Source organism: Leclercia sp. UBA5958, from assembly GCF_002430365.1.
GTDB classification, from domain to species: Bacteria; Pseudomonadota; Gammaproteobacteria; order Enterobacterales; family Enterobacteriaceae; genus Enterobacter; species Enterobacter pneumoniae.
In genome coordinates this window covers 452,730-464,867 of record NZ_DJCE01000011.1, presented here as the reverse complement: position 1 = coordinate 464,867, position 12,138 = coordinate 452,730, and the positions used below count along the sequence as shown (strand labels likewise).

The window sequence follows — 12,138 nt, the reverse complement described above, 5'->3', positions numbered from 1 at the left end:
GATTTAAAGTTTGGCGGCGAGCAGATCTTCAAGCTTGCGCTGGTCAACGGCAAACTGACGAATGCCGTCTGCCAGTTTTTCGACGGCCATTGCATCCTGGTTATGCTCCCAGCGGAATTCGGCTTCGGTCATCGCCTTCGGCTTCGGCAGCACGGTTGAGGTAGGGATCAGCTTACGCATGACGGTCTCGTCTTTGTCCTGCAGCTTTTTCAGCAGATCCGGGGAGATGGTCAGGCGGTCGCAGCCGGCCAGGGCGAGGATCTGTTCAGTGCGGCGGAAGCTGGCACCCATCACGATGGTTTCGTAGCGGTGCTGCTTGTAATAATCGTAGATATTACGTACGGATTTCACGCCGGGGTCTTGCTCGACCACGTAGGGGTCCATCGGCTCTTTTGCCTGATACCAGTCATAGATGCGGCCAACAAACGGGGAGACAAGATAGACGCCAGCCTCGGCGCAGGCACGGGCCTGAGCAAATGAGAACAGTAGCGTCAGGTTACAGTTGATTCCCTCTTTCTCCAGCTGTTCCGCCGCCCGGATCCCCTCCCAGGTCGAGGCCAGCTTGATCAAAATGCGCGACTTATCGATGCCCTGGTCCTGATAAAGCTCAACCAGACGACGGGCCTTGTTAATGCTCTTCTCTTTATCGAAGGAGAGGCGGGCGTCAACCTCGGTTGAAACACGGCCGGGAATACTTTTCAGAATTTCCGCACCAATATTTACCGCCAATTTGTCGCTGGCCTCTGCTACCTGTTGCTCTTGCGTTTTACCGCGCTGCTTACCATAGGCGATGGCGTCGTCAATGAGATGGCTGAAATGGGTCAATCCCGCGGCCTTTAACAGCAGCGAAGGGTTGGTGGTCGCATCTTCCGGCTGGTAGCTACGGATAGATTCAATATCACCGCTGTCGGCAACGACGGTGGTAAATTGTTTGATGCCGTCTAGTTGGTTCATAAAGTATGACTCCTTGAAATCAAAAGAGTTAGTCGAGTGCGTTGGATCACACTTCTGGAAAATTCGCGACGTGCTTAACAAAAAAGCATAGCAGACGAGGAGGGTCTTGCTTTGGCGGGTGGGTAACAGGCTTGTTATAAATTGATAACAAATTTTGTTGTTTGTTGGTCAGAGTTTGGCAGCCTTCAAAGTTTGAACCGCAGCCAGCGGCGATACTATGCGGCACGCCAGGGTGTGCCTCAGGACAGAAAAACAGCACCCATTTTGAACGATACGTTAAAGGAAGGATAAGATGGACGATCAGTTGAAACAGAGTGCCCTCGATTTTCATGAATTCCCGGTTCCCGGTAAAATCCAGGTTTCCCCCACCAAACCTCTCGCCACGCAACGTGACCTGGCGCTAGCCTACTCGCCGGGCGTTGCCGCCCCTTGCCTGGAAATTGAGAAAGATCCGCTCGCTGCCTACAAATACACCGCGCGCGGCAACCTGGTGGCGGTGATTTCTAACGGTACCGCGGTGCTGGGACTTGGCAATATCGGTGCGCTGGCGGGCAAGCCGGTGATGGAAGGGAAGGGCGTTCTGTTCAAGAAATTCGCCGGTATCGACGTGTTTGATATCGAGGTCGATGAGCTCGATCCCGATAAGTTTATCAACGTGGTGGCCGCGCTGGAGCCAACCTTCGGCGGTATTAACCTCGAAGATATCAAAGCGCCAGAGTGTTTCTATATTGAACAAAAACTGCGCGAACGCATGAATATTCCGGTGTTCCATGACGACCAGCATGGCACCGCCATTATCAGTACAGCCGCCATTCTGAACGGCCTGCGGGTGGTAGAGAAAAACATCTCTGACGTGCGTATGGTGGTATCCGGTGCCGGTGCGGCAGCCATCGCCTGTATGAACCTTCTGGTGGCGCTGGGTATGCAGAAGCACAATATTGTGGTCTGCGACTCAAAAGGGGTTATCTACAAAGATCGCGAACCCAATATGGCCGAAACCAAAGCCGCCTATGCGGTCGTGGATGACGGCAAGCGCACGCTGGATGATGTGATTGACGGCGCGGATATCTTTCTCGGCTGCTCCGGCCCGAAAGTGCTGACCCAGGAGATGGTGAAGAAGATGGCTCGTGCGCCGATGATTCTGGCGCTGGCCAACCCGGAGCCGGAAATTCTGCCGCCGCTGGCGAAAGCGGTGCGTGAAGACGCCATTATCTGTACCGGCCGTTCTGATTACCCAAACCAGGTGAACAACGTGCTGTGCTTCCCGTTCATCTTCCGCGGCGCACTGGACGTGGGTGCGACGGCAATCAACGAAGAGATGAAGCTGGCCGCCGTTCACGCCATCGCCGAACTGGCTCACGCCGAACAGAGCGAAGTGGTAGCTTCGGCCTACGGCGATCAGGATCTCAGCTTTGGTCCGGATTACATTATTCCGAAACCGTTCGACCCGCGCCTGATTGTGAAGATCGCCCCGGCAGTGGCGAAGGCAGCGATGGACTCCGGTGTAGCCATGCGGCCGATTCAGGACTTTGATGCCTACGTCGATAAACTGACCGAGTTCGTCTACAAAACGAACCTGTTTATGAAGCCTATCTTCTCCCAGGCACGCGCAGACGCGAAGCGCGTGGTGCTGGCAGAGGGTGAGGAGGCGCGCGTGCTGCATGCTACGCAGGAGTTGATCACCTTAGGTCTGGCGAAGCCGATTCTGATTGGCCGTCCGAGCGTGATTGAGATGCGTATCCAGAAGCTGGGGCTGCAGATTAAACCGGGCGTGGATTTTGAGATCGTGAACAACGAATCCGATCCGCGCTTTAAAGAGTACTGGAACGAATATTACGCGATCATGAAACGTCGCGGGATCACCCAGGAGCAGGCGCAGAAAGCGGTCATCAGCAATACCACGGTGATCGGCGCGATCATGGTCCACCGCGGTGAAGCCGACGCCCTGATCTGCGGCACGGTAGGGGATTACCACGAGCACTTTACCGTGGTGCAGGAGATCTTCGGCTATCGTGAGGGTGTCCATACGGCGGGGGCGATGAATGCGCTGCTGTTGCCAAGCGGTAACACCTTTATCGCTGATACCTATGTGAATGACGATCCGACGCCGGAGCAGCTGGCTGAAATCACCGTGATGGCGGCAGAAACCGTGCGTCGTTTCGGGATCGAACCAAAGGTAGCCTTGTTGTCGCACTCTAACTTCGGGTCATCAAAATCTCCGGCGGCGAGCAAGATGCGCGAGACGCTGGAACGGGTGCGCGCGCGTGCGCCTGAGCTGATGATTGATGGTGAAATGCACGGTGATGCCGCGCTGGTGGAGAGTATCCGCAATGAGCGTATGCCGGACAGCCCGCTGAAAGGCTCGGCGAACGTGCTAATTATGCCGAACGTCGAAGCGGCGCGTATCAGCTACAACCTGCTGCGTGTCTCCAGCTCTGAAGGGGTGACGGTTGGTCCTGTGCTGATGGGGGTGGCGAAGCCGGTACATGTGCTGACGCCGATCGCCTCTGTGCGTCGTATTGTGAACATGGTGGCGCTGGCGGTGGTAGAGGCGCAGACGCAGCCGCTATAGTTTTTATTTCTCCCCCTCACCCTAACCCTCTCCCACGGGGAGAGGGGACTGACGGCAACCCCCGTTTTCTCCCTCTCCCTCAGGGAGAGGGCCGGGGTGAGGGGATAAAGGCTACACCCAGTCCCGAACCCGAATAAAATCCTTCAGGGCAGCCTCCGGGCTGCCCTCTTTTGGCTCGAAATTATACTCCCAGCGCACCAGCGGCGGCATCGACATCAGAATCGACTCCGTACGCCCGCCGGTCTGCAAACCAAACAGCGTGCCGCGATCCCACACCAGATTAAACTCTACGTAACGCCCCCGGCGATAAAGCTGGAACTCACGCTCTCGTACGCCGTAATCGGTATCCTTACGCCGTTCCACAATGGGAAGATACGCGTCGGTATAGCCGCTACCCACCGCCTGCATAAAGGCGAAAGCGGTATCAAAATCCGGCGTGTTGAGATCGTCAAAAAAGAGCCCGCCGATACCCCGTTGCTCGTCGCGGTGCTTCAGATAGAAATAGTCGTCACACCACTTTTTGTATTTGGGATACACCTCGTCACCGAAGGGCTGGCAAAGATCGCGGGCCGTACGGTGCCAGTGAACGGCATCCTCTTCAAAGCCGTAAAAAGGCGTTAAATCGAAGCCACCGCCAAACCACCATACCGGCTCGGCGCCGGGTTTTTCGGCAATAAAAAAGCGCACGTTAGCATGGCTGGTCGGTACAAAAGGGCTGTGGGGATGGACCACCAGCGAAACCCCCATCGCCTCGAAGCTGCGGCCTGCCAGCTCCGGACGGTGAGCGGTGGCCGAGGCAGGCATTGTATCGCCATGGACGTGCGAGAAATTCACGCCGGCCTGCTCAAAGATACCGCCGTTACGCAGCACCCGACTGCGCCCGCCGCCGCCGCCTTCGCGCTGCCACTCATCTTCCTGAAACGCTCCGCCGTCAACGGCGGTCAATTTCTGGCAAATCTGGTCCTGCAACTGTAGCAAGAAGGTTTTAACCCGTTGCGCATTTGGTTTCATCAGCGTCTCTTCACGTGGGCTTTTTGATTATCGAACCAGTTAAAGTAACTGATTATCCCGGAGGCGATAGCGTTAGCGATCTTCTGGCGGAAAGCGGTAGTGCCGAGTAAGCGCTCCTCTTCCGGGTTAGTAATAAAGGAGGTTTCCACCAGCACAGAGGGGATGGAGGGCGATTTCAGCACTACAAAGGCAGCCTGCTCGGTCCCTTTACTGTGCAGACGGTGCACGGGCCGAATCTTCTTCAGAATATGCGACCCGAGGGTCAGGCTGTTTTTGATGGTGTCGGTTTGCACCAGGTCAAACAGCACCTGCTGGAGAAGATGATCTTTATCGGTGGCTTTTTTCCCGGCCACTTCATCGGCGCGGTTTTCGCGATCCGAAAGATATTTCGCCATGGCGCTACTGGCGCCGCGGTTCGAAAGGGCGAACACCGAGGCACCGGCCGCGCTCGGATTAGTAAAGCCGTCCGCGTGGATAGACATAAACAGATCCGCGCCGTGCTTGTGGGCAATTTCCACCCGATCGTACAGGGGAATAAAGGTATCACCGGTGCGGGTCAGCCGTGCGTCAATGCCGTTGCTGCGTAAAATTGTCCGCACTTTTTTTGCAATCGCCAGCACGACATGTTTCTCTTTAGAGCCGTTATGGCCAATGGCACCGGTATCGATGCCGCCGTGGCCCGGATCGAGCATGACCACGCGCTTAGCGCCCGGTTTTTTAGCTTTAGGTTTACTGTGTCCGTTACTGGTTTTAAGCGTGCTCTCTTCCTTGGCCTGGGCTTTTGCAATGCCGGATAAAGTTAAGGCTGCCAGCCCCGCTTTGAGAACCTGACGACGCGATGTGAGTGTTTTTAATGGTTTGAATGTGCTCATGCGGCCTGAATTGTAAAAAATGGGGGTCCTGGTGTTATATCGTATCGTCTTTCGCGTTACGACAGTCCTTGCTAATAATTGTTTTACTTTTCATTTCAATACGTGACAGAGTGACATTATGCCAAATTTTGGTGAGATTTTCCCCGAATATTGGCTAAACGCGGCGTTCGGGCGATAATCACTGTTTTTGAACCTAAAAAGGCGGCTAATACCATGGAGATACGCGTTTTTCGCCAGGCAGATTTCGAAGAGGTCATCACCCTGTGGGAGCGTTGCGATCTTCTGCGCCCCTGGAATGATCCGGAAATGGATATTGAACGTAAGCTTAATCATGACGTCAGTCTGTTCCTGGTGGCGGAAGTGAATGGCGAAGTGGTTGGCTCGGTGATGGGCGGTTACGATGGCCATCGCGGCTCGGCCTACTATCTTGGTGTGCATCCGGAGTTCCGTGGACGCGGTATTGCCAATGCGTTGCTCAACCGTCTCGAGAAGAAATTGATTGCCCGCGGCTGTCCCAAAATTCAGATCATGGTTCGCGAAGACAACGATGTGGTGCTGGGGATGTACGAACGGCTGGCTTATGAACACGCCGATGTGCTGACCCTCGGCAAGCGCCTGATAGAAGATGAAGAGTATTGAGTTTCACCCCGGCGACTACGACAGCCAGGGACGCATGCGCTTGCCGCTCTTGTTCTGGTGCGTATTGTTACTACAGGCACGCACCTGGGTGCTCTTTGTGCTGGCAGGGGCCTCACGCGATCAGGGCAACACCCTGCTAAATCTCTTTTATCCCGATCACGATAACTTCTGGCTCGGGCTATTACCGGGCGTGCCTGCGGTGCTGGCGTTTTTGCTGAGCGGACGACGCCATCTCTGGCCCCGCCTGTGGTTCGCGCTGCGTAGTCTGCTGATTGCGGCGCAGCTCATCCTGTTGGCCTGGCAGCCCTGGCTCTGGCTGCAGGGCGAACCGTTAAGCGGCATTGGAATTACGCTGGTGATTGCGGACATCGTGGCGCTGTTATGGCTGGTCACTAATCCCCGTCTGCGCGCCTGTTTCATACCTGAGAAAGATTAAACGGCACTTTTTGCCGATGATGCACTCCAACAAGCGTTGAATTAACCAGAAAGGACCCTCTCATGAAATCGCTGCGTTTATTGATCTGCGCGCTCCCCGTTGTGTTGACGGGTTGTTCCACTCTCTCGTCGGTTAACTGGTCTGCGGCTTATCCCTGGAACTGGTTTGGCGCCTCCACCGAGGTTACCGAGGAGGGGGTAGGCAATATCACCTCCGCCACGCCGATGGAGCAGGAGGCGATCGCCTCAGCGCTAAGCAGCGATTATCGCCTGCGTAGCGGGATGAAAACCGAAAATGGCAATATCGTGCGTTATTACGAAGCGCTGAAAGATGACAAGCTGGCGCTGGTTATCAGCGGTGATAATAGTGCGGTAAAACGCGTTGAAGTCCTGGATAGCGAGATTGAAACCGACAGTGGAGTCAAAATCGGCACGCCGTTCAGTGACCTGTATCAGAAAGCATTCGGAAACTGTACCAGCGCCGTGGTAGAGGAAGGCGTTGGGGTTGAGTGTAAAGCGAAAGAGAGCCAGCACATCCGTTATCTGTTTAGCGGCAGCTGGAGCGGCCCGGAAGGGTTAATGCCTTCTGACGATACCCTGAAGAACTGGAAAGTCAGCAAAATTATCTGGCAGCAGTAAATTGCGTCTGGACAATCTGCCTTGCTGAAAAAGCGGGTATAATCGCCGCCAACAATGCCACGCTGACGTGGCATCTTTTTTTTCAGGAGGAGCGATGTCTCAGGTTCAGAGTGGCATTTTGCCAGAACATTGCCGCGCGGCGATTTGGATGGAAGCCAATATTAAAGGGGATGTCGATGCCCTGCGTGCGGCCAGCAAAATTTTTATCGATAAACTGGCCACTTTCCAGGCCGCATTTCCCGAGGCACACCTGGGCGCGGTCGTTGCTTTCGGAAACAACGTCTGGCGTCAGCTGAGCGGCGGTGAGGGGGCAGAAGAGCTGAAAGACTTCATCCCTTACGGGAAAGGTCTGGCACCGGCTACCCAGTATGACGTGTTGATTCATATTCTTTCCCTGCGTCATGACGTGAATTTTTCTGTTGCCCAGGCGGCGCTGGAAGCCTTTGGCGACAGCATCGAGGTGCAGGACGAGGTCCATGGTTTCCGCTGGGTTGAAGAGCGCGATCTGAGCGGCTTCGTCGACGGTACTGAAAACCCAGCCGGGGAAGAGACGCGCCGCGACGTGGCGGTCATTAAAGAGGGCGTGGATGCGGGCGGCAGTTATGTATTCGTTCAGCGCTGGGAGCATAACCTGAAGCAGCTTAACCGCATGAGCGTGCATGACCAGGAGATGATGATTGGCCGTACCAAACAGGCCAATGAAGAGATCGACGGCGACGATCGCCCGGTGACCTCTCACCTGACCCGCGTCGATCTGAAAGAAGACGGCAAAGGGCTGAAGATTGTGCGCCAGAGCCTGCCCTATGGCACGGCGAGCGGCACGCATGGTCTTTACTTCTGTGCCTACTGCGCGCGTCTCTATAACATTGAGCAGCAGCTGCTGAGTATGTTTGGTGATACCGACGGTAAGCGCGACGCGATGCTGCGCTTCACCAAACCGGTGACCGGTGGCTACTATTTCGCCCCGTCCGTCGAGCGTCTGCTGGCGTTGTAAAAGCCTTCCTCCCTCTCCCGCGGGAGAGGGCTGGGGTGCGGGCTTCAGGCCGCACCCTTATTCTCTTTTCTGCTTGTAAATCACCAAACGGTATATAAAACCGTTACTCCTTTCGTACTCGTTATAAATATTATGACCATAAGATAGTCATCACATTTATAAGGGTGCTCAATGGCCGTTACGTTACTAAAAAAAGGATATCTGACGCTGGCTGCTTCCGTGCTGCTGGTGGCGCAGGCGCAGGCAACTGAGCTGCTTAACAGCTCCTATGACGTCTCCCGCGAGCTGTTTGCCGCCCTTAACCCGCCGTTTGAACAGCAGTGGGCGAAAGAGAACAACGGAGACAAGCTGACCATTAAGCAATCCCACGCGGGCTCTTCCAAGCAAGCGCTGGCGATCCTGCAGGGTCTGAAGGCGGATGTGGTGACCTACAACCAGGTGACAGACGTGCAGATCCTGCATGACAAGGGCAAGCTGATCCCGGCCAACTGGCAAAGCCGCCTACCCAATAACAGCTCACCGTTCTACTCCACCATGGGCTTCCTGGTGCGTAAGGGCAACCCGAAAAATATTCACGACTGGAACGACCTGGTGCGTTCTGACGTGAAACTGATCTTCCCGAATCCTAAAACCTCCGGTAACGCGCGCTACACCTATCTGGCGGCCTGGGGGGCGGCAGATAACGCTGACGGTGGCGATAAAGCCAAAACCGAGCAGTTCATGACCCAGTTCCTGAAAAACGTTGAAGTGTTCGATACCGGCGGACGTGGCGCGACCACAACCTTTGCCGAACGTGGCCTGGGCGATGTGTTGATCAGCTTTGAATCGGAAGTGAACAACATCCGTAAGCAGTATGAAGCTCAGGGCTTTGAGGTCGTGATTCCGAAGACCAATATTCTGGCGGAATTCCCGGTGGCGTGGGTAGATAAAAACGTCGAGGCCAACGGCACTGAGAAAGCGGCGAAAGCGTATCTGAACTGGCTCTACAGCCCACAGGCGCAATCCATCATTACCGATTACTACTACCGTGTGAATAACCCGGAAGTCATGGACAAACTGAAAGACAAATTCCCGCAGACGCAGCTGTTCCGTGTGGAAGAGAAGTTTGGCTCCTGGCCTGAGGTGATGAAAACGCACTTCACTAGCGGCGGCGAGTTAGACAAATTGCTGGCGGCGGGGCGTAAGTAATGTTTGCAGTCTCCTCCAGACGCGTGCTGCCGGGCTTTACTTTAAGCCTTGGGACCAGCCTGCTGTTCGTCTGTCTGATTTTATTATTACCGCTTAGCGCGCTGGCCATGCAGCTCTCCGAAATGAGCTGGGCCCAGTACTGGGAAGTGATCACTAACCCGCAGGTGGTGGCGGCTTACAAAGTGACGCTGCTCTCTGCGTTTGTCGCCTCCATTTTTAACGGCGTGTTCGGTCTGCTGATGGCGTGGATCTTAACCCGCTATCGTTTTCCGGGTCGTACGCTGCTGGATGCGCTGATGGATTTACCCTTTGCGCTGCCCACGGCGGTGGCCGGCCTGACGCTGGCCTCGCTGTTCTCGGTGAACGGTTTTTACGGCGAGTGGCTGGCAAAGTTTGATATCAAAGTGACGTATACCTGGCTCGGCATCGCGGTGGCCATGGCGTTTACCAGCATTCCTTTTGTGGTACGTACCGTACAGCCGGTGCTGGAAGAGTTAGGGCCGGAATATGAAGAAGCGGCGGAAACGCTGGGCGCGACGCGCTGGCAGAGTTTTCGCAAAGTCGTACTGCCGGAGCTCTCTCCTGCGCTGCTGGCGGGCGTAGCGCTCTCCTTTACCCGAAGCCTGGGAGAGTTTGGTGCGGTCATCTTCATTGCCGGCAACATCGCCTGGAAGACCGAAGTCACCTCGCTGATGATTTTTGTTCGCTTACAGGAGTTTGATTACCCGGCGGCGAGCGCCATCGCCTCGGTGATCCTCGCGGCATCGCTGCTGCTGCTGTTCTCAATTAACACTCTGCAAAGTCGCTTTGGGCGACGTGTGGTAGGTCACTGATGGCGGAAGTTACACAATTGAAGCGCTACGACGCACCCCGCATCAACTGGGGTAAATGGTTTTTGATTGGTACCGGGGCGGTGGTGTCTGTCTTTATCCTCGTGGTGCCAATGGTCTATATCTTTGTGCAGGCCTTCAGCAAGGGGATTATGCCCGCGCTGCAAAACCTCGCCGACCCGGACATGCTGCACGCCATCTGGCTGACGGTGATGATCGCGTTGATCACGGTTCCGGTAAACCTGGTGTTTGGCATCCTGCTGGCATGGCTGGTCACGCGCTTTAACTTCCCGGGCCGTCAGCTGCTGCTGACCTTACTGGATATCCCGTTTGCCGTTTCGCCGGTGGTGGCGGGCCTGGTGTACCTGCTCTTTTACGGCTCCAACGGCCCGCTGGGCGAATGGCTGGATGAGCACAACCTGCAGATTATGTTCTCCTGGCCGGGAATGGTGCTGGTGACCATATTTGTGACCTGTCCGTTTGTTGTCCGTGAGCTGGTGCCGGTGATGTTAAGCCAGGGCAGCCATGAAGATGAAGCCGCGGTGTTGCTGGGCGCATCCGGCTGGCAAATGTTCCGGCGAGTCACCTTGCCGAATATTCGCTGGGCATTGCTCTATGGCGTGGTACTGACCAACGCCCGCGCCATTGGCGAGTTTGGCGCTGTGTCGGTGGTCTCCGGCTCGATTCGCGGTGAAACACTGTCACTGCCGTTACAGATTGAATTGCTGGAGCAGGACTATAACACCGTCGGCTCCTTTACCGCTGCAGCCCTGCTGACGCTGATGGCGATTTTGACCCTGTTTTTAAAGAGTGTGGTGCAGTGGCGTTTAGAAAATCAGGAAAAACGCCAGCATCAGGAGGGAAATCATGAGCATTGAGATTGCCAATATTAAGAAGTCTTTTGGTCGCACCCAGGTGCTGAACGATATCTCGCTGGATATCCCTTCCGGACAAATGGTCGCGCTGCTGGGGCCGTCCGGCTCTGGTAAAACCACGCTGCTGCGCATCATCGCCGGGCTTGAGCACCAGACCAGCGGACATATCCGCTTCCACGGTACCGACGTGAGCCGCCTGCATGCCCGTGACCGTAAAGTGGGTTTTGTGTTCCAGCACTATGCGCTGTTCCGCCATATGACGGTGTTCGATAACATCGCCTTCGGCCTGACCGTGCTGCCGCGCCGCGAACGCCCCAATGCGGCGGCAATTAAAGCGAAAGTAACCAAACTGCTGGAGATGGTGCAGCTCGCCCATCTGGCGGATCGTTTTCCCGCTCAGCTTTCCGGCGGGCAGAAGCAGCGTGTCGCCCTGGCGCGTGCGCTGGCCGTTGAACCGCAAATCCTGCTGCTGGATGAACCCTTTGGCGCACTGGACGCACAGGTGCGTAAAGAGCTGCGTCGCTGGCTGCGTCAACTGCATGAAGAGCTGCAGTTCACCAGCGTGTTCGTTACCCACGATCAGGAAGAGGCGATGGAAGTGGCCGACCGGGTAGTGGTGATGAGCCAGGGGAACATTGAACAGGTAGACGAACCAGAGCAGCTCTGGCGTGAACCGGCGACCCGTTTCGTGCTGGAGTTTATGGGCGAAGTCAACCGCCTGCATGGCACCGTGCGCGGCGGGCAGTTTCACGTCGGCGCGCACCGCTGGCCGCTGGGTTATACCCCCGCGCACCAGGGGCCAGTGGATCTCTTCCTGCGTCCGTGGGAAGTGGATGTCAGTCGCCGTACCAGCCTCGACTCCCCGCTGCCGGTGCAGGTACTGGAGGCCAGCCCGAAAGGACACTATACCCAGCTGGTGGTACAACCGCTGGGCTGGTACACCGATCCCCTGACGGTAGTCATGCGCGATGAAACCCCGCCACACCGCGGTGAGCGCTTATTTGTCGGGCTACAGCATGCCCGTATCTATCACGGGAAAGCGCGTATCGAAACGCGTGGGGATCTTGCTCTGGCCGAATCAGCCTGATAGGTTAATCAGTATGTTTATCGCCCGGTGGCGCTGCGCTAG

The 12,138-nt window shown here is 55.9% G+C and carries 12 protein-coding genes; 9 read left to right on the top strand and 3 right to left on the bottom strand.

Annotated elements, in window-relative coordinates; all coding sequences use genetic code 11:
* Positions 1-3: 3 nt before the first annotated feature.
* The gene (gene tal, locus B2Q93_RS17755) at positions 4-954 is read right to left on the bottom strand and encodes a transaldolase (protein ID WP_207292182.1); all 951 of its coding nucleotides are present in this window, start codon (positions 952-954) and stop codon (positions 4-6) included.
* A 292-nt stretch (positions 955-1,246) separates the two neighbouring features.
* Between tal and maeB the strand changes: the two genes are divergently transcribed.
* Complete coding sequence (gene maeB, locus B2Q93_RS17750; RefSeq protein WP_046884638.1) at positions 1,247-3,526, top strand: NADP-dependent oxaloacetate-decarboxylating malate dehydrogenase; 2,280 nt, start codon at positions 1,247-1,249, stop codon at positions 3,524-3,526.
* Positions 3,527-3,637: 111 nt separating this feature from the next.
* On the opposite strand, the gene hemF is transcribed toward maeB, so the two are convergent.
* A complete protein-coding gene (hemF, locus tag B2Q93_RS17745) occupies positions 3,638-4,537 on the bottom strand; it encodes an oxygen-dependent coproporphyrinogen oxidase (protein ID WP_286933939.1) in 900 nt (299 codons plus the stop codon).
* Entirely contained in the window at positions 4,537-5,409 is an 873-nt protein-coding gene (amiA, locus tag B2Q93_RS17740) for an N-acetylmuramoyl-L-alanine amidase AmiA (protein ID WP_046884640.1), read from the bottom strand. The genes hemF and amiA overlap by 1 nt, the downstream gene beginning before the upstream one ends.
* Positions 5,410-5,622: 213 nt before the next feature.
* Between amiA and B2Q93_RS17735 the strand changes: the two genes are divergently transcribed.
* The 8 genes from B2Q93_RS17735 to cysA all read left to right on the top strand — a co-directional run bounded on the left by B2Q93_RS17735 (position 5,623) and on the right by cysA (position 12,096).
* Positions 5,623-6,048 carry a GNAT family acetyltransferase gene (locus B2Q93_RS17735; protein ID WP_040074576.1) on the top strand — a complete coding sequence of 142 codons (426 nt, stop codon included), beginning with the start codon at positions 5,623-5,625 and terminating at the stop codon, positions 6,046-6,048.
* Positions 6,035-6,484: a DUF2919 domain-containing protein gene (locus B2Q93_RS17730; RefSeq protein ID WP_040074577.1), complete on the top strand. Its 450-nt coding sequence runs from the start codon at positions 6,035-6,037 to the stop codon at positions 6,482-6,484. Before B2Q93_RS17735 ends, B2Q93_RS17730 begins: the two co-directional genes overlap by 14 nt.
* Before the next feature lie 62 nt (positions 6,485-6,546).
* The gene (locus B2Q93_RS17725) at positions 6,547-7,122 is read left to right on the top strand and encodes an RpoE-regulated lipoprotein (protein WP_046884641.1); all 576 of its coding nucleotides are present in this window, start codon (positions 6,547-6,549) and stop codon (positions 7,120-7,122) included.
* A 94-nt stretch (positions 7,123-7,216) separates the two neighbouring features.
* Positions 7,217-8,116: a Dyp-type peroxidase gene (locus B2Q93_RS17720; protein ID WP_040074579.1), complete on the top strand. Its 900-nt coding sequence runs from the start codon at positions 7,217-7,219 to the stop codon at positions 8,114-8,116.
* Between the two features lie 171 nt (positions 8,117-8,287).
* Positions 8,288-9,304, top strand: a complete 1,017-nt coding sequence (gene cysP / locus B2Q93_RS17715; RefSeq protein WP_233801539.1) for a thiosulfate/sulfate ABC transporter substrate-binding protein CysP — start codon at positions 8,288-8,290, stop codon at positions 9,302-9,304.
* Positions 9,304-10,137: a sulfate/thiosulfate ABC transporter permease CysT gene (gene cysT / locus B2Q93_RS17710; protein WP_040074581.1), complete on the top strand. Its 834-nt coding sequence runs from the start codon at positions 9,304-9,306 to the stop codon at positions 10,135-10,137. The genes cysP and cysT overlap by 1 nt, the downstream gene beginning before the upstream one ends.
* Positions 10,137-11,012 (top strand): sulfate/thiosulfate ABC transporter permease CysW, encoded by an 876-nt coding sequence (gene cysW / locus B2Q93_RS17705; RefSeq protein ID WP_046884643.1) that lies wholly within the window; start codon positions 10,137-10,139, stop codon positions 11,010-11,012. The genes cysT and cysW overlap by 1 nt, the downstream gene beginning before the upstream one ends.
* Positions 11,002-12,096, top strand: coding sequence for a sulfate/thiosulfate ABC transporter ATP-binding protein CysA (gene cysA / locus B2Q93_RS17700; RefSeq protein ID WP_040074583.1), 1,095 nt, complete (start codon positions 11,002-11,004; stop codon positions 12,094-12,096). Before cysW ends, cysA begins: the two co-directional genes overlap by 11 nt.
* Positions 12,097-12,138: the final 42 nt, after the last annotated feature.